The 23,679-nt window shown below is 38.3% G+C and carries 22 protein-coding genes, 1 tRNA gene and 1 pseudogene; 13 read left to right on the forward strand and 11 right to left on the reverse strand.

Features of this window, described 5'->3' with window-relative positions:
- Positions 1–482 precede the first annotated feature (482 nt).
- The 8 genes from EJF25_RS20505 (at position 483) to EJF25_RS20540 (ending at position 6,417) form a co-directional block, all read left to right on the forward strand.
- On the forward strand, positions 483–1,595 hold the full coding sequence (locus tag EJF25_RS20505; protein WP_235016881.1) for a site-specific integrase: 1,113 nt from the start codon (positions 483–485) through the stop codon (positions 1,593–1,595).
- Positions 1,596–1,640: 45 nt separating this feature from the next.
- Entirely contained in the window at positions 1,641–2,588 is a 948-nt protein-coding gene (locus tag EJF25_RS20510) for a hypothetical protein (RefSeq protein WP_125042514.1), read from the forward strand.
- Positions 2,589–2,792: 204 nt separating this feature from the next.
- Entirely contained in the window at positions 2,793–3,086 is a 294-nt protein-coding gene (locus EJF25_RS20515) for a helix-turn-helix domain-containing protein (protein ID WP_125042515.1), read from the forward strand.
- 104 nt (positions 3,087–3,190) lie between these two features.
- The gene (locus tag EJF25_RS20520; protein WP_235016882.1) at positions 3,191–3,406 is read left to right on the forward strand and encodes an AbrB family transcriptional regulator; all 216 of its coding nucleotides are present in this window, start codon (positions 3,191–3,193) and stop codon (positions 3,404–3,406) included.
- A complete protein-coding gene (locus EJF25_RS20525; protein WP_125042517.1) occupies positions 3,399–4,433 on the forward strand; it encodes an AAA family ATPase in 1,035 nt (344 codons plus the stop codon). Before EJF25_RS20520 ends, EJF25_RS20525 begins: the two co-directional genes overlap by 8 nt.
- Before the next feature lie 165 nt (positions 4,434–4,598).
- Positions 4,599–5,648, forward strand: a complete 1,050-nt coding sequence (locus EJF25_RS20530; RefSeq protein WP_125042518.1) for a DUF6371 domain-containing protein — start codon at positions 4,599–4,601, stop codon at positions 5,646–5,648.
- A gap of 2 nt (positions 5,649–5,650) precedes the next feature.
- Positions 5,651–6,076, forward strand: coding sequence for a RusA family crossover junction endodeoxyribonuclease (locus EJF25_RS20535; protein WP_125042519.1), 426 nt, complete (start codon positions 5,651–5,653; stop codon positions 6,074–6,076).
- Positions 6,077–6,144: 68 nt separating this feature from the next.
- Positions 6,145–6,417, forward strand: coding sequence for a hypothetical protein (locus EJF25_RS20540; RefSeq protein ID WP_125042520.1), 273 nt, complete (start codon positions 6,145–6,147; stop codon positions 6,415–6,417).
- Between the two features lie 188 nt (positions 6,418–6,605).
- Here the strand turns inward: EJF25_RS20540 and EJF25_RS20545 are convergent, their stop codons facing one another.
- Together EJF25_RS20545 and EJF25_RS20550 are read right to left on the reverse strand one after the other, a co-directional pair.
- Positions 6,606–6,980, reverse strand: coding sequence for a hypothetical protein (locus EJF25_RS20545; protein WP_125042521.1), 375 nt, complete (start codon positions 6,978–6,980; stop codon positions 6,606–6,608).
- Between the two features lie 70 nt (positions 6,981–7,050).
- Positions 7,051–7,347: a helix-turn-helix domain-containing protein gene (locus EJF25_RS20550; protein WP_125042522.1), complete on the reverse strand. Its 297-nt coding sequence runs from the start codon at positions 7,345–7,347 to the stop codon at positions 7,051–7,053.
- A gap of 176 nt (positions 7,348–7,523) precedes the next feature.
- Between EJF25_RS20550 and EJF25_RS20555 the strand changes: the two genes are divergently transcribed.
- The 4 genes and pseudogenes from EJF25_RS20555 to EJF25_RS20570 all read left to right on the forward strand — a co-directional run.
- Complete coding sequence (locus EJF25_RS20555; protein ID WP_125042523.1) at positions 7,524–7,688, forward strand: 1-aminocyclopropane-1-carboxylate synthase; 165 nt, start codon at positions 7,524–7,526, stop codon at positions 7,686–7,688.
- Positions 7,689–7,700: 12 nt separating this feature from the next.
- The gene (locus EJF25_RS20560; protein WP_125042524.1) at positions 7,701–8,036 is read left to right on the forward strand and encodes an SH3 beta-barrel fold-containing protein; all 336 of its coding nucleotides are present in this window, start codon (positions 7,701–7,703) and stop codon (positions 8,034–8,036) included.
- On the forward strand, positions 8,033–8,383 hold the full coding sequence (locus tag EJF25_RS20565) for a S24 family peptidase (RefSeq protein WP_125042525.1): 351 nt from the start codon (positions 8,033–8,035) through the stop codon (positions 8,381–8,383). Before EJF25_RS20560 ends, EJF25_RS20565 begins: the two co-directional genes overlap by 4 nt.
- Positions 8,384–8,574: 191 nt before the next feature.
- Positions 8,575–8,817, forward strand: a pseudogene (locus EJF25_RS20570) (transposase); the annotation flags it as partial.
- A gap of 161 nt (positions 8,818–8,978) precedes the next feature.
- Here the strand turns inward: EJF25_RS20570 and EJF25_RS20575 are convergent.
- The 4 genes from EJF25_RS20575 to EJF25_RS20590 all read right to left on the reverse strand — a co-directional run bounded on the left by EJF25_RS20575 (position 8,979) and on the right by EJF25_RS20590 (position 15,596).
- Positions 8,979–9,052: transfer RNA gene (locus tag EJF25_RS20575), tRNA-Arg, on the reverse strand.
- Between the two features lie 101 nt (positions 9,053–9,153).
- Positions 9,154–10,608, reverse strand: coding sequence for an AbgT family transporter (locus tag EJF25_RS20580; RefSeq protein ID WP_125042526.1), 1,455 nt, complete (start codon positions 10,606–10,608; stop codon positions 9,154–9,156).
- A complete protein-coding gene (locus EJF25_RS20585) occupies positions 10,598–11,326 on the reverse strand; it encodes a DUF5932 domain-containing protein (RefSeq protein WP_025073618.1) in 729 nt (242 codons plus the stop codon). The genes EJF25_RS20580 and EJF25_RS20585 overlap by 11 nt, the downstream gene beginning before the upstream one ends.
- 34 nt (positions 11,327–11,360) lie before the next feature.
- Complete coding sequence (locus EJF25_RS20590) at positions 11,361–15,596, reverse strand: DUF5113 domain-containing protein (RefSeq protein WP_125042562.1); 4,236 nt, start codon at positions 15,594–15,596, stop codon at positions 11,361–11,363.
- A gap of 325 nt (positions 15,597–15,921) precedes the next feature.
- Between EJF25_RS20590 and EJF25_RS20595 the strand changes: the two genes are divergently transcribed.
- Positions 15,922–16,860 (forward strand): ribose-phosphate pyrophosphokinase, encoded by a 939-nt coding sequence (locus tag EJF25_RS20595; RefSeq protein WP_200832959.1) that lies wholly within the window; start codon positions 15,922–15,924, stop codon positions 16,858–16,860.
- 200 nt (positions 16,861–17,060) lie between these two features.
- On the opposite strand, the gene EJF25_RS20600 is transcribed toward EJF25_RS20595, so the two are convergent.
- From EJF25_RS20600 to EJF25_RS20620, 5 genes are all read right to left on the reverse strand, one after another.
- Positions 17,061–18,239 (reverse strand): MORN repeat-containing protein, encoded by a 1,179-nt coding sequence (locus tag EJF25_RS20600; RefSeq protein WP_125042527.1) that lies wholly within the window; start codon positions 18,237–18,239, stop codon positions 17,061–17,063.
- Between the two features lie 80 nt (positions 18,240–18,319).
- Entirely contained in the window at positions 18,320–19,603 is a 1,284-nt protein-coding gene (locus EJF25_RS20605) for a M16 family metallopeptidase (protein ID WP_125042528.1), read from the reverse strand.
- Positions 19,604–19,605: 2 nt separating this feature from the next.
- Positions 19,606–20,358: a 3-deoxy-manno-octulosonate cytidylyltransferase gene (gene kdsB / locus EJF25_RS20610; RefSeq protein ID WP_125042529.1), complete on the reverse strand. Its 753-nt coding sequence runs from the start codon at positions 20,356–20,358 to the stop codon at positions 19,606–19,608.
- Positions 20,359–20,763, reverse strand: coding sequence for a 2-amino-4-hydroxy-6-hydroxymethyldihydropteridine diphosphokinase (locus tag EJF25_RS20615; RefSeq protein ID WP_125042530.1), 405 nt, complete (start codon positions 20,761–20,763; stop codon positions 20,359–20,361).
- Positions 20,764–20,765: 2 nt separating this feature from the next.
- A complete protein-coding gene (locus EJF25_RS20620; protein ID WP_125042531.1) occupies positions 20,766–23,108 on the reverse strand; it encodes a transglycosylase domain-containing protein in 2,343 nt (780 codons plus the stop codon).
- Positions 23,109–23,679: the final 571 nt, after the last annotated feature.

Raw genomic sequence — 23,679 nt, forward strand, 5'->3', positions numbered from 1 at the left:
TCATTGCTTTAATAAAACAGGCTGTAAATTGTTTATTTACAGCCTGTTACCTTGTGTGATTTCGAAGCGATTCGATTTTTGAAATCTCATAAATAATTTTATAACTAAAAATATTTGATAATCAGTGATTTATTAAAATATGTGTTGCATGACATTTTATTTTGTTGTGCAATTTTGCAAATATGTTGTGCAATATTAGTATATTTGCACAACCAATAATTGATGAGATATGACTACTGTAAAAGCATTTATTCGAACTGGGCGGAAAGATAAAGAGGTTAATGTTAGATTTCGTTTATCTGACGGAAGAGATGTCCAGTTATTCCATAAATCCGAATTATGGTGCTTCCTACACTTTGGGATGCTAAGAACGAGCAGTATAAGGCCAAAAGCTTGGTGAAACTGGAGGAAAGAACATTATTCAATGCGTCTATAACGAAAGGAAGAAGCTGATTTTATCTCTGTATGGTGGAGATAAGTCTTTGACAAGTGATAAGCTTGAGAAGTTAATAGATGAACATCTCCATCCTGAAAAATATGATGTAGCAGATCAAAAAGAATCATTATGCGAGATGTTCCAACGTTATGTAAATGGTTGGTTAGATACTGGCGTTATAGGTCTAGGCAGAAAGAAACATTATGATGTAGTAATACGGGAACTAAACCGTTTTTTCATTATTAATGGTATTGATGGAGAACCGGTAGAGGTATTTAATAAAGATATGATTCTCAAATTTCGTGAGTTCCTGCGTATTGAACATACTTTGGTTGATAAATATCCCGGTCTGTATGTTGATATGAACAATAGAAACAGACCTTCAAAGGAAAGAAGCCAAAATACAATAGCCGAGAAGCTTTTATTAATTCAGGCTTTTATGGTTGAGTTAGAACGAAATGATGTTATCCCTGTTTCACCCTTCCGAAAAATAGGAAAGGAAAAAGAGGCTATTATGAAGCAGCAATATGATGAGCCGGCATTTCTTACAAAAGCGGAATTTAATGCCATTTTAGTAAAGGACTGTCCGGATTCATTGCAGCGAGTAAAGGATATATTTATTGTACAATGTTGTTTTGGTTGTCGTGTCGGAGATTTTAGACGTTTCACTTTTGATAACATCGGAATTGAAGAAGGAATACCCTATATTCATTATTTACCTCAAAAAACACATAGGGATGGGCTTATACGAACCGAAATAAGAACACCTATAATTCGGATAGCTTATGACATCATAATGAAGTACAAAGGGAAACTTTCAAAAAATGCATTATTGCCGTTTTATCCGGATGGAAATGGGGAGACAGGGTATAATTATCAAATAAAGAAATTGTTGGAATATTATGGGATAGAGCGTAAAATTGCAATATTTAATACATCATTGAGTACAAACGAGTATAAGCCAATTTATGAAATAGCAAGCAGCAAATTAGCTCGAAAAACTCATGTGGATTTGATGAATAAAGTACAAATTGATAAATATGCTGCCGGCCTTCATGCGAAAAATAGTAGTGCGGTAAACCGATACACCAATATGGGGTTAAAAGAGCGTTTTATTCTAATGTGTGCAGCTTTTGGATGTGAGGGTTATAACGTTTAATGAGATTTAAATAATAGACATGAAAACTTATAAAATGATGTAAAAATGGAAGTACTAACAGTGTTTTTCGAGGCTATTGATAATATATTGATAGGATATACTAAAAGGGGAAAATGTGAATTACCGGAATTTCTTGATAAAATTCTCAAAAGAGAAGATATTAGTTCTATTTTAAGCAAGGTGCGTGATAGCAAAGAAATTTCACAGGAAGCAATTCAAGAAGCAATAAATAACTTTACGGATTTAATTAGCCCTGATGAAATACCTGAAGGACCGATGAAGCTTTGGGAAGAAGAGCAGCCCCCTTTAGAGCACATGGTTCCTGATGTATCGTTAGATGTAGAGTTTCAATGCGTAGAATTGCTTCGTAATAAATTATTTTCTTTAGCTGCGAATGATCGTATTCTTTATGCTAGTATGTTTGCAAAAGAATTTGATTCAAAATTATTCAATACAATCGACAACCTAGCAATGATTGATGAAAAAGGATATGATATAACATTTACAGAAAATAGTGTAATCTCATTTATGAATGTTATGATAGAAATTTTTGCCGATTTCAATATTGATATTGTGGATTATTTGCAAAAAAAGAGTGATTGCGATCCTGATTTTTTTGAATATAAGAATTTTAGAGACAAACGCTTTGTTAAAACAAATGGCAAGGTAGGAGAATCGCTACATGAGCCATCTAATTATCAATATAACATTGATAAATTAACACAAATATATAGTTTCTGTAATGGGGACGCCTTTAAAATAGGTTTTGATGAGTTTATAAAGGCTGTTTCTACGGCAGATTTTTCTAGTATATATAATGAAAAGGAAACGAAAAAAGCAAAGACCTCATTCGTTATTAGTATAATTAAAGATTATGTAACCCCTGAAGAGTGGTATAAAAAGGCAGCAAATAGCATAAATTTGACACCCTCAAAATGTAGTGGGGCAAATGTAAAATCTTGGGCAGATGATATTATATTTGCTATTCGGTGACTTAGACCACAATCGAACCACAATAGAATTAATGTTAAAGTATGTAACCCGTTGATATTTAATAATATTGGCGGGATCTTTTTTAGTAAATTCTTTAAATTACCTCACCTTTACCACAACGCCACAACACTAACTTTGCTTTCGTCAAACAACCAATAGCAGTAGCTACCTATTGGGGAAAGACGAATTGAAAGAGCAATAGTTATGAGTATTCAAGAAATTATTCAAAGCGGAGCCAATGTATCTATAACAGTTGGCGCAAATGATTTAGTACAATTTGCGAATCATCTGATTCGTTCTACTAAAGAAGAGCTAGAAGCTTCTATTTCAGCAAAGCAAAAAGAGGCTTATTTGACACCTGATGAGGTGAAATCATTACTTCATGTAGACCGTTCAACTTTATGGAGATGGGCGAAAACAGGGTATTTAATACCGGCAGAAGTTGGTGGAAAGAGATTCTACAAAAAGTCTGAAATTGATGCAATTCTCAATAAATAAGAAAGGGGCTTAATATGGACAAAAAGAAAAAGGTAGCCTCAACGGCTACCCTTCTCCTCAACAGCAGGAGCAAAGGTAATAAATCATATAGAATTATCCAACAGGTGCGATCTATATTCTTATCAGGTCGAAAGGTAACAGCTAAGGAAATCAACTCTGAGACAGATTCCAACGACGCTAGACGGGTAATTTCTACCCTTCGAAATGATGAAGGCTGGAATATTAAAGACGTTCGTCTGGACGATAATAGGAAATTATACTGGTTAGAGCCGGACAAACGGCAAATGTCTATTGATTGGGAGGTTAATGGCAATGAGTGAAGCAATAAAACAGATTGTTAGCGAATTTGAAAAACCTGTGATTGAGATTCCATCCGAAATAATGGATGCTATTCAATGTAGCCGCCTAGACTTATCACAAAATATACCCGATCCACAAATGCTCGTATCAAAAGGAAACCTACCTGTATGTACCCGGGGAAATTTTTCTTTCGTTATTGGTTTACCCGGTGCAAGAAAGAGCTTTCTATGTTCCGGTATTGCCGGGGCGTTCCTGAATGAAAACGGCTGTATGGGGTTAGACAACCCGAACGGATCTGGAAAGTTACTTTGGATTGATACGGAGCAAGCCCCGGGACACGTGGCGAAGATCGGCCGGAGACTACACCGCATTGCAGGGCTTCCAACTAACATTAATTCAGATAATATCATTATTCACATGTTGAGAGAGTATCAGCCGCCAATAAGACATAAAATCTTTTATGCGTGCATGAATCTATATCATCCTGATTTTGTCGTTCTTGATGGAGTTAGTGATCTAATAGCCGACCCTAACAGTTCGGAGCAATCAACGTCTGTAATTAATGACTTGATGGCTTTTACAAAAGAATATGATTGCCACGTTCTGACAGTCATTCACGCCAATGTAGGAAGTGAAAAAGCCCGGGGACATCTTGGATCGGAGGCTTTGCGGAAGTGTGAGACTGCAATCTTTGCAGAAGCAGATGGAGATATAACTGTATGCAAATGGGCTAAGACGAGAGATATGCGACCGGATGAATTTGCTTTCACTATTGTAGAAGGTTTACCTATAGCGAGTAACTATGCTGGCAAGCAGTCGAAAATAGACAAGCTGAAACAGATCATCAAGGATTCGATGCCAAAGTTACCGAATACGATTTCTTACTCTGACCTGTGTACTAAGATTATGAAGATAGCAAATATCAAAATTGATGCTGCAAAGAAAAAGGTGTCTGCGGCCACTGAGAAGAAATTGATTATCAAAAATGAGGTAGGCATGTACCACCTTCCAACCATTGATGATAAGCCCTCTTATTTACCTTTTTAGGTGGTGGAATGTACGCAGGTGTACAGGGCTATCTATATATATAGCCCTATACACTTACACCAAATACACTGTATATACACTGAATTTACACCAAATATACACCTGTTTTATAGTGTATTTTACACATGACAAAAAAACAGGTGAAATACACCTATTTTTTGATGTATGAACGATTCAAAATATCATCTCCAAAAATATGCCGGAATGAGTACCCGGCACACATGCCCGCAATGTGGACACAAAGGTGAATTTACCTATTATGTTGATGAAAGAAATATTCCTATTGATGAATCATGCGGGCGTTGCAATAGAGAACGTTGTGGGTACCACTTGGCACCTTCGGAATATTTCAAAACACATCCTGGCAATAAACGGAATGAGTTTAGCACATGGAAACAACCGGAACCGCCTACAGTAAATCCGGTTTCTTATCTGCCTTCTTCATTATTGGCAACAGATACACACAGAGACAAAAACAATCTATTCCGTTTTATGTCTAAAGAATTCGGAAATGTAGAGGCAAACCGAGTATTTGATCTTTATCATGTCGGGACATCTCGCCACTGGAGAAACAATGACGGATTATCTACCACCTTTCCACAAATTAACGAAAAAGGCAAGGTGTGCCAACTGAAGGTTATGGCTTATAATCCCAATACGGGAAAACGGATGAAGAAACAGGACCGGGTGGAGATGTGGAGCGATAAAGTCCAAAAGTATGTACCTGATACCAGACCAATGGATAGAGTTTGGTTTGCTGGGAAAACACTCCTCAAAAACTATAAAGCCAACTTGCAGCAAACATTCTTCGGTTGCCATTTAATAAAAGCCTCATCCTGGATAGGAATTGTTGAGAGTGAGAAGTCAGCCCTTATATGCTCTATTTTGATACCTGAAATTACATGGATAGCAACAGGAGGTTGCAACGGGTGTAAATGGACTGATCCTACCGTTTTCCGACCATTAACAGGGAAAAAGGTAGTCTTATACCCTGATAGCGGAATGCTTGAAAAATGGGAAGGAAAAGCGGATATTATGAGAAGTAACCAGATAGACGTAACAGTAAGTAAAACATGTGAAGGTTTGCTTAATAATTGGGATATTGCAGATGTATTGCTTAGAGAAAGGCACGCCCAAAAAGGAATGTCTATTGGTGATGTGATGGCTTATGCCAAAGAAATAGGAGTTTCCCGACAAATAACTTATAACGTTTGAACATGGAAATAGAAACAATATACGGGCAAATTATAGCCAAAGCAAATCATTACCAAGCTGTCCCGGGTACATTTGGACAAAAACGGATTATCAAAGACGATACAATCCGGGAATATGAACGTTCTTTCATGCCACAATGCCGAATCTACAAAGGAAAGCGTATTGCAAATCGTTTCCGAATGATTGTACACGTGTTCCACAGTTCTACCAGGTTCGATCTAGATAACAGCCTGAAAACTTTGTTAGACTGTCTACAGATGGTTGAGGCTATAACGAATGATAACCTATGTTTTGAAATCAACGCATATAAACGGATCGACCGGAAAAATCCTAGAATCGAGTTCGGTTTGGAAGAGATAAACGAACAAAAAAATATATTCAGCCAAAATAAAGCGAACTATAATCACTTTTACCTGCGAGACGAATAAGAATATTAAAAAGAATAGATTATCATTTTCGTTCACCTTAAAATGAGCGAGGGCAACATTTAAAAGTTATGGAAGTAATTAAAGAATTAGAGAAAGAGTTCATTAAGAACAAAGATCGATTTATCCAAATTGGATATAATCCCAAAACTGAAGTTTACTTATACAAGCGTATATTCCCAGGAGGAGCAATTGTTTATGAAGTGTTCAAACGCAAGAGAAACAAACGGTTTAACTGTATTAGCTATCCTGGTGATAATGCTTTTGGTTATTGGGCTTTGACATTCCCAAAATATGAGCAAGCACGACATTATTTAGATAATGGTTTTATAAAACCCTCGTAGGCTAATTTAAAAAAGAACCATTCAAGCAAATGACTCACAAGTGAGGAAATGTATTATCGAATAGGCGATACTAAAAAGGGACGCTTTATAAACTAACGTCCCTTTATTTTATTATGTCATCGTATTGGTGCGCTTTCAGAATAAATCTCCTCAACAATAGTAAATGAACATGATAACAATATCCGACATCAAGGTTCGTCACTACCAATTAGAACGTCTTCATCAAGATATATATTTATATTTTTCCCTTCGTCTAAATAATATACATTCTGCACCCAATTATTTTTTGAGTTCATAAGTATACAGATCTTTACTTTTACTACTTTGTCATTTGCTTGAAAAGTCTCAATAGCTCCAACTTCACACTCTGTCAGCCTCTTATTAGCTATTTTATCACCACTGGAATTGTATTCAAAAACAATAACGTCAGTTACAGGCTCAACGCTCCTAAATTCCCAGAATAAAGTATAAGTACTAGGACGTAACGGTTTTTCATCTTCTGATGAACATTCAGTGAAAATAAATATTGGCAACATAGCCAATAAAAATAGAATTCTTTTCATGTCTTTCTATATTAAATATTTAAATACGTAAAATCTACGGAGTTGGATAAAGAAATAAATTCTTTAATTCTTATAAAGAAATGTCCCCTCTCTCAATCCCACTTACCAGATTCCACAAATCCGAAACACTATTGATATTGTAATTGGTATCCCTTATACGAACCACTCCAATAATACCACCGGAAGAAGGCGTAAACAACTCTGAGATATCAACATCTAAAGCTGATGCAATCCTTTCCAATACTTCAACACTAGGGTTTCCGTTGATATGTTGGCTTAAACCAACATTACTAATTCCCATTTTTTGAGCCAAATCCTTTACAGTTGTCCCCTTTTCTTTGATTAGTTCTTTAATACGTAAAGCCATAACTTTAATTTTTAGATACTGCAAATATATGCAAACCAAACAGATTTTAAAGCAATCGCTTTATTAATAAATATTAAATTAAAGTTTTAGATTAATATTTAATTTGCTACATTTAAACCGATAAGTTATATTTGCATCATAAATATTAAAGCTAACGATTTAAAGTTATAAGCCTTATGACAAAAGAAGATTTAAACCAGATGTGCCAAGAATACCAACAGGTATTATCAATGAGTGAAACAGAAGTATTCGCCATGTACGAAGAAAGCAAAGCTGATTGTATTGCTTCTTTTGAGGCTGAAATTGATTTTTGGGAAAATTATTTCGGATATAAATACTAATAAAATAACAATATGACAACAGAATTAAAAAACAAGATGCGTGAAGTAATGAAATTGGCTTGGCAGATGGTCAAGAAAAACGGTTATTCAATGAGTGAAGCGTTAAAATGCGCTTGGGTGAATATCAAGCTAACAGCACAAATGAAAAAAAGAATCGTAAAGTTCTACTTTCAAAAAGTGGATGGTTCGATACGTGAAGCATATGGCACTTTGAAAGAATCCCTTTTACCATCTACAAAAAGAACAGAGAAGCGCAAAAAAAACGACACTTTACAAGTATACTTCGATACAGAAAAAAGCGAATACAGATCATTTAAAATAGCAAATATCATAAAATATACACTATGACAGAATCAAAAGTAATCGCTTTCAGTATAGAAGGTGATAGTATGGACAATGGAAGTAACGAAAGCCTTCCACAAGGATGCTATGTATTCGTAGAGGCTTATAGTATTGACAATTTTAAGAGTAGTATAACAAGTAAACCGGACGATTTCTGGGTAATTAAGACAAAAGACGGCTACCTAGTTAAACAAGTCACTGGTTACGTTGAAGAAGATGCAGTACAATGTCATAGCCTCAACCCCAAATATCAAGACTACATTATCAAATTAGAGGATATAATCAGTGTTTATCTAGTAACAGCAAGACAAAGTAAGATTGTACGTCACTTTGGGTGGGGGTCGGCAAAATAACGACCCCTTTACAATGGTCTATAACGTGTGTATGAAGATAACCGACTTATTCACTAAAAAAGTCTTATCTCATACGCACGTGTGTAATGAATAGGCAATTTATAATATTGATATTAGCCCAAACAGCAATTACAGGATTTATTTAAAATACTATTATGAACATACACCAAACATCACCCCGAATAGATTGTATCGCTTTAACAAGACTTGCCCAGTGGTATAACGAGGTGGATAAGTCCGGATTCCTGACTTTTGGAAGAGTGGCACGCTCAATACAAACCCATTATCTGAATATTATAAACTTCTTTGAAAAGAGATCTACCAATGCAGCGGCAGAATCATTTAACGCAAAAATTAAAGCATTTAGGGCACAATTCAGAGGAGTAAGAGATAAAGCATTCTTTTTATACAGACTTACCAAATTATATGTATAAAGCAAAAATCCCTCAGATTTTTACATTGATCCGGTTTTTTCGTAGTCATTACGGCACGTATAATAATAGATGTATAGGTATGAGTTGTGCAAATGTTGTGCAAGAAGAATAAAACAAAAACCGCAAAAGCTTTTAAATCAGCTATTTGCGATTTTCTTATGTGATTCCGAAGCGATTCGAACGCTTGACCCACGCCTTAGAAGGGCGTTGCTCTATCCAGCTGAGCTACGGAACCATCCTTATTTGCGGTTGCAAAGGTAGTGTTTTTTATGTAATCACAAAAATTTTCTATTACTTTTTTACCTACTTTTTTCTTTATCTCTATGTACCAATTACTTATAAACCCATTGGTAACTTCAGTAAATACCAAATAACAAACAAAGCAGTCCATACAACTAAAATGCACAACGAATACCTCCACGTGTATTTTAACAAAGAGCCATAAGTGATCTGTTTGTCATACTGACGCATATAAGTTAGAACTAAAGGCATATAAAATAAGAACGGTGTTATAGCATTCGTTGAGCTATCCCCTATACGAAAAGCGCACTGTGTCACATCAGGCGTAATCCCCATTTGAGCAAACATAGGGATAAAGATAAAAGACATAAATGCCCATTTGGAAGTAGCAGACACCATGATCAGATTAATCAATGCTGTGAATAAAATAAACAGAACAAGTGTCAATAGTGGAGACGGCTCGAAAGAAGATAGTAGTTCTGCCCCCATGATAGCGAAACATTTATCCAAATGAGAATATTCAAAGCAAGCAAACATTTGTGCAGCAAAAAAAGCAATCACAAAATATACCCCTAATAACTTTATTGGTTGGGTAAGTCCGTCAATCACATCATTATCGCTACGATAACGTCCGGAACCAAATCCATAGGCCATTCCCGTAAAACCAGCTCCCAAAGAGAGCAAAAACAAAATACCAGCAATAAAAGGTGAGTGCATCAGTCCACCATTAACTCCACGCAGAATACCGTAAGAAGAAAAAGTTAACCATAGAATAAGCGTCGTATAAATCCCTGCCACAATAATAGCAAGTGTCAATGCCCGACGCTCTTTGCGAGATAAAGGTCGGTAAGCTTCCATTCTCACACTACCTTCATATTTGCCCAGAACAGGAATAAGAAACTTCTGAGTAACCCAATATACGATAGCTGCAATCACTACAGTAGAAGCACTCATAAAAAAGTAATTACACAAAGGCTCTGTATTTCCTTGATACCCAGTTTGCACTAATGCTGCCTCTTGGGTGGTATGAGCCAGCAATGGGTCCATCGTACTTAGCACAATATTCGCACTATACCCACACGCTACAGATACATATGCCGTCACAATTCCGGCAATCGGATGAAGCCCTACCCATTGAAAAAGCATGGCGGCAATAGGAAGCAATATGATATATCCTCCGTCTCCGATCACATTTGACAATAGCCCCAGAATGATCACCCATATAATAATCTTCCTTTTTCCCTGACGTTTTCCTACCCCAATACGAATGCATGCATCAATGAATCCGGAATGTATAGCAACTCCTAAACCGAACATGGCAATAATTACCATACCCAAAGGAGCAAATCCGGTAAAGTTACCAATAGCATTCCGCAACCACCACCGGATTCCTTCCGGACTTAGCAGACTTTGCACACGAATATCTTCTCCTGATTGCGGTAACGTCACCTTTAGTCCATAGATGTCACATATCCATGAAAGGAAAACGACCGCCAACGTCAGCAGAAAGAACATTGTAGCGGGATGAGGTATCCGCCATTTACTCTTCATCAGCTTCCAGATTATCGAGATCGATAATACGTAATTCTAAAGCACGTACTACCAAACGGGTAGCGTTCACCCCTATCCGTTCTCCGTTTGGAAAAAGACGACCGATAAGATCATTCTGTCGTTTTTCCAACGATTTCACTCCAAAAGGCATTCCTTTCAAATTAGCAATCATATCTTTGGTAAATCCCAAAGCCAGATGGCGAAGAAAACGTTCGTCATATTCATCAATATCATAGCTAATCACAGCTTCTTGCCGTTTAGCATCATTTGCTACCGACTTCTTGAAGCGGTCCACAATCTTTTCCAGAATAGGATAGTTAAACACAAGTTTTTTACCATCCATGACAGCTTGTACATCCGTTTTAGTCAGCAGTTCACCGGTTTTAAGGATAATGCCGTCTGCACCTGCATTCAGTACATCTACCCAGAGTTTCTCATTCAGTATTTCTCCGGTAAAGATCAATACACGAACCCCTTTGTAACGCTTAAATATATTACGGCAAATATCAACTCCAATCGTAGTTGAACCACCCAACCCTAAATCTAACAATACTAAATCAGGAATTTGTGTCTCCATCAACGACCAGAATTCCCCTTCGGTCATAGCCGTACCAATAACTTCTGCATTAGGAATTTCATGACGGAAGATTTCCTCCGTCCCCTTCAACTCCAATTTTACATCCTCAACAATAATAACCTTAAATTTTTGCTCTTCCATTTTTCTTTATCAAATAACTTATATATGTTCCTTATTATCTACGCGGAATAGTAAAATAGACTGTAAATCCATCACTTTTAGCAGGTTCTGCATTGATACGACATCCTCTGCGACCGGCAAATTCATCATGATCTCGAATAATCTGTTTACACACCAAATATTCAGTACCCCTTAATTCCCCTTTTTCTCCGGAAGTCATACGGGCCAGATTTGGGTAGAATAATTGATTCAATTCTTCTATACTCTTTTCACGTCGTGTATCCGTAAAAAGAAAACGGATATATTCATCCTCCTTACAGGCTTGTATACGGATAATTCCCTCTTCGTGAACTGTCAAAGCTTCATCGATCAAATTCTCAAACAAGAAACGTAGCTGATTTACATCACCTATAACTTTCGCATCTATCGGTTCTATCACTAATTCCAGTTTCTCGATCTGGTTTTTATTCACTTTTCGGAAATATTTTGCAGCAGTATCAAAAAGCTCTTGCACTGAGATGGTGGTCCTCCGGAAAGTAACCTCTTCCAACTGTCGGGAAGCACAAGAACTCAAAATAGTGAATATTCCTTTATAATATTCAATCAACTCCGTAATTGTCTCTATTGCCTCCCGTTCTTCTTTTTCCGAGAGTTGCTGCGTATTTAACCGTCCGATGATCTGTTTTATCTTATTAGGATAATAGATTGTCTCGTGCTTGATAGTAGAAAGACAGTTGTCAAGCACCATATTCTGTACATGGAGCATACTATCTTCCCATGAGGCACGACGTGTTTCTTCATGTGCAGATTCAATATCCCGATATTTCGTAGCCAGTTTAACCACAGCATTAAATACTACAATAGCTACATAACGGGCTACCAGTTCGAATAGTAAACGATCCGTTTCTTGTTCCGTCCCTTCCCTACGCTCCAGATAAAATACTCCCACGTATTGGTGGTCTCCACCCACTTCTATCATCAATGGTATCGCTTGGGAATGTTGTACAGAAAGGTATTCACAAGTATCAAAACACTGTTGTACCATCTCCGGCATTTCCTGACCATTACTTGAAGCATATTCCAACCGGTGTGTCGTTTCATTATATACAGCAATCCCCATTCTTTCAATTGTCAGCAACTCATTTACTGCACCAAAAGCTTCTTTTACAATTCGTTGCGGGATTTCTTTCAAAGTATCTTCTTCTCGTTGAAGAGCTTCGGCATTCTCCTGTGGTCTGAGTAAAGAAGCGGCAAACACTTTCTGATTAATCTCAAGCACCTGCTCCAGATTCAACCGGTTTTGCACCCGCTTCCGCATATACAATAAATAATAACCAATCAAAGAAGCCACTAATAAGATTACACATAGAATGATACCCACCGTTTTGTTTGTATTCGAACGTTCCAACTGCCGGCAATATCCTTCCAGTGATTGGTCCTCTCCTTGTAATTTATACAAATCAGTATATGCGGAGTTATTATAATTGTATCCCTCTAACTGGTTCAATGCCAGAAAAGCAACTGCCGCTTCATTCCTTATATCCAGAATAACATGATAGTCCGAATCAAAGTAATCATTCCACCACTGAATCTCGGCAGGTATTCCCTCACCAATCAGTTTCATATATCGTTTCGAATGCAACGAATCTGCATACTCCCAATGATGTTCATTTAGCAATATAATCGCTGAATCAATATAATGTAATGCATCCGCATACTGTCCATTTTTATTTGCTTCATAAGCAATATCTGCATAAGCAGAAGCTTCATCCAACAATACATTATAAGCAGAATCAGTAACTATCACTATTGAATCATTTCCTTGTAATATTGGAGGAATCGGATCATATATACAAGATCCTATCCAAGTAGGTAGCAACAAGCAAAGTAGTACACTAATTACTTTACGTACTCCCGTAGGAAGACGAAAATAAAAACGGCTTCCTTTCCCCGGTTCACTTGTTACATCGAATAAACAAACATGAAACAGTTCATTAGTTTTCTTATATTTCTCTATGATTCCCTTACAATTCATTAATCCGAATCCACTTCCTTTATTCTCTTTCAGTTCTTCCGGATCGATTGCTTCCTTCATACCGATAGCACGTGAATCATATACCTTTTCACCAATGATATGAGATATATCTTCGGCAGAAATTCCACGACCGTTATCTTCAACAGAAATCTCAACATAGTTTTCTGTAGTAGTGGCATATACTTTAATAGTTCCACCTTCAGGAGTATATTTACGAGCATTTTCAGCCAATGTATTGATCATAAACAAAGTCAGTGCACGATCGGCCTTCACCATAGCCTTAGTAGGTTCTATTTCAAGTTTCTGCTTTTTCATTTCAAAAGCTCTCCTGCCCTTACCCAACAGATCAAACAGTTCATTCAGACTGAACGTTTCAATATTCAGGCTAAGCGTACCTTGCTTCATCTTAATCCAAAGAGCAAGAATATCGTTATATTCATTGATCGTTGTAACTAACTCATCGATATATTGATACTTCTCTTTCTTTATCTCTTCATTGTCAATATACCCTCTTTCCGTCAATTTATGTACCTCATTCAAGATACGGTCAATATACGGATTGATACCGTCCACAATTGCCAGACACGCCTTTTTTATAAGATTTTGCCGTTTGTTACTGGCAATATGTTGCTCATAAACATATCGCTGTTTCTCTAGCTGCATTCGCTCTTCGCTTAACGCTTCCAACATTTGTTCATTATCAACCGCCCATTCTATATAAGGTTCTAGCAAATGTACCAAAGCCTTCTCATCATGATGCAGCCGATGTAAAGGTACAAGTAAAGCTTTTTTTTCTTCATGAACTTCTAAAGTCAAACGTCCCTTCCCGAATAATTGATCGATTCCCTCTTGAATTAATGGAACATTCATTGGAATAGATGAAGTGATATCACGACAGAGAGACAGAATATGTTGCAAACGCGCTACATCAACTTGATTTTTCACTTTGGATCGTTTATTGAAAAACCAGCAAAGAATAATCACCAATATCAGTCCCGCAATAACCAAAAACAACACGATTGTCATTTGTCTGGAATCTGCTTCTAATGAAAGCCTTCGACTTTCAAGTTCCTTATCCTGACGGGTATATTTCAAAATATCCAAATATACATTCCGGTTATAATTTGATGCATACTTCACTCCCAGTCCGGCATATGAGACACTCAGTTGTTCCCGAATACGTGAAATCCATTCCGGAACAGTTTTTACATGTTCGTGCCCAAACCATGGAACTCCAGTAAAAATAGTATCTCCTTCCGAATAAGGAAGCAGGTTATCTAATGAATCCGCCTCATGGTGATAATAACGTATATGATGATGATTCACACAATCTAACGCTTTCGTAAGTGTATCCAATGCTTCTGAATAACATCCATGTTCATTCAGGTATTTACCGATAGTCACATAAGCTCCAGCAATCTGATATAAATCTTTATAGTCGCGAAATTTTTCAAGTGCTACCTGAGCCATACGGAAAGGTAACAATGTATCTACTGGAAATCCAAACTGTTCCAACCCATGTATTCTTCTAGTACGAAAGAACTCAAAATTAGCGGGAGAAGCCATCATGTTAGCCAATGCCTGTAGACTGTTACCTTCAAAATAAGGATGATTACTTTGAACAGCCAATTTCCACGTCGTATAAAGTTCTTCAAATTCATTCAATTTTCTTTCTTCCGGAGTATCAGCTTCGACAAGCGAGGCTGACCCTTTGATATAATGATAATAAAGTAATTGGTTCGTATCCTCTAATGCCTCCTCCGTAATACTATCAAGAGAAGTCATCGCTTCTTGACGTTGCTGGAGATAATAGTAATAAATGGATGAGACGATAAAAAATTCCGTAAATGCATAATTCAAACGAAGTGTCTCATGGCGATCGGCAAAAAGATCACTTTCTTCCCGTATACGCTTCATGCGCCGAAGGGCACTGTTACGGTAGTCATAAAACTCTTTATTCATGGACGTCCGTTGACATATCTTCATCAATCCGATATCGGCAATCAGTAATTCCAATTCATTCTTGGTAAGCTTATATACTTCCTTATGGTAAGCTTCGGCACGTTCGAAATCCATATTCATAAAAGCACAAAAACCAAGATTATTCGATGCTTCTGCTTTCCCTGATTTATATAAGCTTATTTTTCGATAAGCCTGATCTGCATATTTATAAGAGGAATCCAGATTTCTATATCGATAAACATAAGCTTTACCATTCAATGAATCGATCAATCGCACTTCTTTGGTAGGAACCATATCGGTGCATGAGAAAAGGACGGAAAGCAATAACAGAAAACTCAACGGAAAGAAAATAACGGATAACGAAAAAGGCACCATTGAAAATGAATTACGCCGCCTTTCATTTCCCATCATTAGCTCTCTATTATTACTTAAAGAATACTTTCCCATCATTCATTATCGGTTTTCCATTAACAATCATCCAACTATCGATACGCAAATCTACGAATATTTCCGATAAGTTGGAGGGAAAATTATTTTTTCTGTAGTAAGTCTTTCAAAATGATAAGAGAAATTCCTACCTTTGCAGGCAAATTAACAAATAGGTAACAACTATTACACAATGAGCGAAAAAGCACCCTTTATGGTATTCTCGGGAACGAACTCGAGATATCTCGCAGAGAAAATCTGCGCAAGCCTAAATTGTCCTCTAGGAAATATGAACATCACCCATTTTGCAGATGGTGAATTTGCAGTTTCTTACGAAGAATCGATTCGTGGTTCCAATGTATTCCTAGTCCAATCTACTTTCCCAAATTCAGACAATTTAATGGAACTTCTCCTGATGATTGATGCAGCCAAACGTGCATCAGCAAAAACAGTTGTAGCTGTCATCCCTTACTTCGGATGGGCTCGTCAGGACAGAAAAGACAAACCACGTGTATCTATCGGCGCTAAATTGGTAGCTGATCTGCTTGCAGTAGCAGGTATCGACCGCTTGATTACTATGGATTTGCATGCAGACCAGATCCAAGGTTTCTTTAATATTCCGGTTGATCACTTGTATGCTTCTGCCGTATTCCTCCCATATATTCAGTCTTTGAAATTGGAAGAACTGGTGATTGCTACACCGGACGTAGGAGGTTCAAAACGTGCCAGCACTTTTTCTAAATATCTTGGCGTACCTTTGGTACTTTGCAATAAATCACGTGAAAAAGCAAATGAAGTTGCTTCTATGCAAATCATTGGTGACGTGAAAGGCAAGAATGTCGTGTTGATCGACGATATCGTAGATACCGCAGGAACAATCACCAAAGCTGCAAACATTATGATGGAAGCTGGAGCAGCGTCTGTACGCGCTATCGCCAGCCATTGCGTAATGTCTGACCCTGCTTCTTTCCGTGTACAGGAGTCAGGTTTGACTGAAATGGTATTTACTGACAGTATTCCTTATACTAAGAAATGTGCAAAGGTAAAACAATTAAGTATTGCCGATATGTTTGCTGAAACAATCAGACGAGTTGTAAGCAATGAGTCTATCAGTTCACAGTACATTATCTAAAAAACAAAGACTTTATAAGACAAAGGGTGCGGAAAAGATTTTTCGCACCCTTTGTCTTATAAAGTAACTTTCTTTAGAATGTTATTGCTCCTTCTTTAATAGCATCACTCATTTAATTAAAAAAGTATAGCAAAAAAAGAGTCTAATGAAGTACAATCTCCATTAGACTCTTTTATCTAAATCTTCTTATTATACAAATACTAATTTGCTAATCTTCCGTTCTTGTAAGTACCTTTCTTGATCAGCTTTCCATCCTTATCCGTTTCAACGAAAGGACCGTCTTTTTTCCCTTGTTTAAAGAAGCCCTCAAAGCGATTTCCGTCCTTATCAACCTGTACGCCCTGACCATCTTCCAGCCCATCTTTAAAACCACCTTTATATTGCATTCCAGAAATGGTATTGAGAGTACCCTGGCCATTCGGACGATTGTCTTTCCATTCACCTTCATAAACGTCTCCATTGCTCCACTTATACATACCATGACCCTGACGTTTATTATCTTTCCATTCTCCTTCATAAACAGCACCGTTCGCCCAGGTAAATGTACCTTTGCCATCCTGCATACCATCTTTGAAGTTTCCTACATATTTATCACCATTGGCGTGATAGTAGACTCCCTCTCCCGTACGCTCTCCCAAGAGATAAGAACCTTCATAACGGTCGCCTGTATGAAAATGATAAGTACCTTTTCCATGCTGGATATCATCTTTCCAGTCACCTTCGTATTTATCTCCGTTGATATATTCAAAAACTCCTTTTCCATGACGGACATCATCTTTCCAATCACCGTCGTACTTCGAGCTGTCATCCCAGACCATAGTACCTTTACCGTTTTTCTTGTCATTCTTCCACTGACCGTTATATTGGGCCCCATTTGCCCACGTGTAAGTACCTTCACCTTCACGCTTATCATTTGCCCAATGTCCTACGTACAAGTCTCCGTTATGATAATACATGGTACCTTCACCCTGCTGGTAGTCCTGATACCACATACCATCGTAGCGGTTGTTATTCATAAAGTAATAAATACCTTTTCCATGTTGCTGGTCCTGATACCACTGCCCTTCATATTTCTCCCCATCAGGAAAAGAGTAAATGCCATAACCTTCGCGCTTACCTTTCACATATTCCCCCTCATAGACATCACCGTTCTTAAAAACAGTTTTCCCTTTACCATTTGGTTTACGGCTTTTCATTTCTCCGGTATATACGCTACCGTCTTTGAATGTATAGTTCCCGATTTTTAATTCCGAAGAGAATGTGCCTTTCAGTTTCTCAAAAAATCCGCCTCCTTTGTTAGTGCTGATTGTGTCTTGAGCCATCACTCCCCCTTGGGCAATAAGAACAAGAAAAAGTGTAGTATATAGATATTTCCTCATTGGTGTGCTATTATGCTTAAAATTACAATTTGGACAAAGATACAATTTCTCTACCAAAAACTACCCTACCGGAAAGCAAATTATGACAACTTTTTACCTGCAATGACCTCTTTTAATGTCTCTTTGCACAAATAGCGTTGTGCTAATTCCTGAATTTCCTGCGTCGTGACCTCATTGACAGCCTGCAAAGAACGGGAAAAATATTCATCATCCAGACCGGACGTAGCGATAAATATCCATGCATCCGACAATGAAAAAGGCGATTCATAATTACGGCACATCTCTCCCAGCATATAGTTACGTACCATTGTTAGCTCTTCCAAAGCAACAGGCTCTTGATGCAATCTGTCTATTTCATGATAAACTTCCTGTATCAACAGTTCCACATTTTCGTTGGCCGTTTCCGTTGAGATACCCAGCAAACCACTATCCGGATAAGACATGATTCCAGCCGAAATGCCGTAAGTATATCCCTTCTCTTCACGAATATTAGACATCAGGCGACTGCCGAAATATCCTCCGAACAAAGTCATCAGAACACGCAACTTCAAGTAATCAGGATGTGTCCGGGTGATGGTAGTGCAACCCATTTTCACAGCACTTTGCAAAGCATCTTCCCGCTCCGTAAAAATTCGTTTTTCAGGAATGGTAGTAAAAGAAAACTCAGGTCGAACAGCCTTCTGCTGATGCATTCCGAAAGGATATCCGAATGCATCCGTTACTCGCCGGATAATCTCCGGAGTTACTTTGCCCGACAGGAAGATGGAACAATTGCCCGAATGATAATACTCTTGGTAAAAGCTACGCAGCACTTCCGGTTTGATAGCACGATAATCTTCTTCCACAACAATCTGTCCGCATGGATGCAGTTCTCCATAGAGCGCTTGCATCAGGCTACGTTGCGCCAAAAAATCAACCTTCGAACTATTTACTAAATATTGCTGTATATTAGTATCTATAATAGTGTTCAACTCTTTTTCAGGGAAGAGGGGTTCCTTAATCATGGATTCCACCACTTCCAACGTTTCAGCTACATACTTATTTAACGAATAAATCGTAAAATAGGCATACTCCGATGAACTGGAAAGTTCAAGCCATGAACCATAATAATCCAGTTTTTCAGCAATCGTGGCAGTTGTATATTTACGTGTACCTTCACGCAACATCCGGTTAGTAAACAATGCCTGTAACTTCTGAGACTGATGCCAGCGTCCCCCGGCAAAAAGAATATCCATACGCACCACTTCCTGTTCTCCTGCATTGATCACAGCCAATGGAATACCATTCGGCAAAGTAGTCCGGACAGGAGGAAGTATTCTAAAGTCCTTCTGGGCTTGTATTTCAGGTTGTATTGTACGATCCATGTTTATAATCTGTTTTTCAGAAATTCTTCTGCGCGTTCAAGGTCTTGAGGAGTATCAATGCCAATAGTTTCTACTTCACTGATTCCCACCTTTATTTTATATCCATTCTCTAACCAACGGAGTTGCTCCAACGATTCCGCCAGTTCCAGAGAAGATTGCGGTAAAGCGGTGATCTCTTTTAATACTTCCGTACGATAAGCATACAAACCGATATGTTTGTAATAAGTATGGTTCTTCAACCAATCCGCTTGGTCGGCATTACGTTGATAAGGAATGATAGAACGGCTGAAATACAACGCATTCCAGTTCTTATTGACCACTACTTTCGGAGAGTTTACATTCTCCAAAGCAGCAAATGTATCCTCGGCGGTAAACGGTTTCACCAACGTAGCAATCTGTGTAGTAGGATCTTCAAAGCAGGCTTTTACAGCATTCAGTTGCGAAAGTTGGATAAAAGGTTCGTCTCCTTGTATATTGACTACCACATCAAAGCCACCACCAATCTTCATACAAGCTTCGTAACAACGGTCCGTACCACTTTTATGATCGACAGAAGTCATCACAACTTTTCCACCGAAGGCTTTTACAACAGCTTCAATACGTTCGTCATCAGTAGCCACATAAGCATCATCCAACACACCCGCTACTTGTTCATATACACACTGTATAACTGTTTTGCCACCCAACATAGCCAACGGTTTTGCAGGAAAACGGGTGGATGCGTAACGGGCAGGTATAATTCCCAGAAATTTCATCTATTTAATACATAATGGAAAATGGAGACTGGATAATGATTGTTGCACATATTCCCGTTCCCAATCTTCCGGTTTTAAAATTCGGTTATCATATAAAAGCAAGTCAATATCGAGACATACTTTTTCTTCTTCTTTATCCCCCGGTTGTCTCCCGGCAAAACGTTCTATCTCTTTCAGTATTTTTATCACCTCTTCCTCTCTTTTTTCAGAAAAGAATATGGCAACCTGATTGGAGAATAACGTCTGATTTTTAAAATACAATGGTTGGGTTTCCTGCTCTGGTGCAAAACAAATAGCAGAAAACAACTCCGACAACTTCTGTCGTGCAAAAGCCAGATTCTCCCTTTTGTGGTAATTGCTTCCTATGCAAACTATACACTGATGATGAGTGGGATTATTATCCATTATCAATTAAACAAGTCATCCAATCCGCTTTCTTCAATGATTCCTTCATCCGGAAGTTCCGAATCATCACCACACGGATCAAACCCTTCCGGAAGATCGAACGTTTGTTTCTGGCTATATCCTAAATTCGGATCATCATATACTTTCTTCATGTATTTAGCCCAAATAGGCAATGCAGCAGCAGCACCTTGTCCGTTGCTCATGGCACCAAAGTGAATATCGCGTTCATCTCCTCCTACCCAACAACCGGATACCAGCGATGGGGTAATACCCATAAACCAAGCATCGGAGTTATCATTGGTTGTTCCTGTTTTACCACCCATATCGGCAGTAATTCCATAACGACGAACACGTCCTCCGGTTCCTTCGTTGATAACAGCGCGCAACATAACAAGCATTTTATAGGCACTTGAAAGGCTAATTACTTCATTCATCTGTGGAGCAAATGTAGATATAACATTACCTTCACTATCTTCAATACGAGTAACAAACAATGGAGATACCCGTACTCCTTTATTGACGAATGCTGTGTAAGCACTCACCATCTCGCCGACAGAGATTTCACAAGCTCCGAGACTGAGTGAATATACTGCTGGAATATCTTTATTGCGCACACCAAAGCTATGGATCAATCGAACTAATGCCTGTGGAGTGACTTTATTAATCAAATAAGCCGAAATCCAGTTATCCGAGTTAGCAAGTCCCCATTTCAAAGTCACCATTTCTCCATAACGCTTGTTGTTGGCGTTACGCGGTGTCCATGGCTCTCCAGTCTCAGTAATCAGTGTTTGTTCCACATGACGTACCTGATCGCAAGGTGAAAATCCATCTTCCATAGCCAATGTGTACAAATACGGTTTGATAGTGGAGCCAACCTGACGGCGTCCAACCATTGCCATGTCGTATTTGAAATTAACATAATCGGGACCACCCACATATGCCTTTACATGACCGTTCATTGGATCCATCGACATGAAACCTGTACGCAAGAAATGTTTGTAATAACGGATAGAATCCATCGGAGTCATAATAGTATCCTTTGGTCCCGCCCAGGAGAAAACCGTCATTTCTTCCGGTTTATTGAATGCTTTACGGATCTCCTCATCTGAAGCTCCCGCACCCTTCATCACATTATAACGTTCGCTTTGTTTCATAGCTCTGTTCAGCAAATCTTCTACTTTTGACGCAGGCAAAGCTCTGGCATACGGTGCATTTTTACTACCTACCTTCTCTTTAAAGAACTGAGGTTGCAGAGTTTCACCCAAATGTTCACTGACTGCTTCTTCAGCATATTGCTGCATACGTGAGTCAATTGTGGTATAAATCTTCAACCCGTCAGTGTAGATGTTATAGTTTGTACCGTCTTTCTTTTTATTTTTCTTGCACCAGCCGTACAATGGATCTGTCTCCCAAGCGATGGAATCTTCATAGAATTTCTGCATTTGCCAACCACGATAATTACTTTTATCAGGTTTTGAAGCAGTCATGATCATACGGAGATATTCACGAAAATAGGTTGCCAATCCTTCTTTGTGGTCTACACGATTATAAGCCAATTTCAGCGGAAGAGCCTGCAAAGAGTCACGTTCTGCTGTCGTAATATATCCGGCCTTGCACATCTGCGAGAGAACCACATTACGACGTCCCAACGAATTATCGCGTATTTTTTGGTTCCTGGACACAGGGTTATATCGTGACGGATTCTGACACATTCCTATCAGCATAGCCGCCTGTTCAATCTTCAAGTCCTTCGGCTCACAGCCGAAATATGTGTATGCTGCGGTTTTAATGCCTACAGCGTTATTTAGAAAATCAAACTTGTTAAGATACAGTGTGAGAATCTCTTCTTTCGTGTAGTAACGTTCCAGTTTCACAGCAATGACCCATTCAATCGGTTTTTGCAAAAGACGTTGCAATGTATTGCTCGCCACTTCTTTCGTAAAAAGCTGTTTAGCAAGTTGTTGCGAAATAGTACTACCTCCACCTGCACTTTCCTGACCAAATAATCCACGTTTTATAATTGCTCTGGTAAGAGCCTTTGCATCAATACCGGAATGCTTCGGAAAACGGACATCCTCCGTAGCAATCAATGCATTGATGATATACGGTGACAGGTCAGAATAGCTGCTATACACACGATTATTTTTTTCAACGGAGAATGTTCCCATCACCTTCCCGTCTTCCGAGAAGATTTCCGTAGCAAATTTATAGTTCGGATTTTCCAATTCCTCTACAGGAGGCATATACCCTATCCAACCTTCTGAGATGGAAATAAAGATAGTGGCAACAGCCACCACAACAACTGCGAATAAGATCCAAAGAGCAATTATTATTTTTCGAATCATGTTTTTTCTTAACTTAAAAAGACGCATTTATTTAAGCTGCAAAGATAGTTAAAATCCCGCATTCAGCCAACGAGTTTCGCAATTATTTCAGTCTTACTAACATTCAATAAAAATCATTCAGGTATAGAGTTCTATTTCATCCTGGGGGGGGTAAACAACAGTAACCCCCGGGGTAGTAGTTGCTCAGCCCGCACCTAACAAACTGTAAGACCATGTCTCAGAAATCTCTGGTCCACAGTCCAAAGATATTCAGCCCAGGGGTTAGAGAGCAAAAGCCATCAGCACAAACATTACCGGCATTAGCACCAGATGTTACTAATCCATAACTTAGCTATTAACAACATAAACACCAACGCTTAATTATTTTCTGCACATCAACCATACGGGACCATTATCATCCTGCAAAATACCCCAACCTGATAATAACAAACAAGTCAATCTATCCACCTACATTCCCCGATTATTTGGATTAAAAAAACTTTTTTCTTGGGCAAAAACTAAAGCTTGCATTTTCCGCCTCTCCAAAAAAACATTTTCCTTACCATATTTTCTCCCATTTTTTCTCTTCACA

The organism is Bacteroides faecalis (genome assembly GCF_003865075.1).
Classification (GTDB): Bacteria; Bacteroidota; Bacteroidia; order Bacteroidales; family Bacteroidaceae; genus Bacteroides; species Bacteroides faecalis.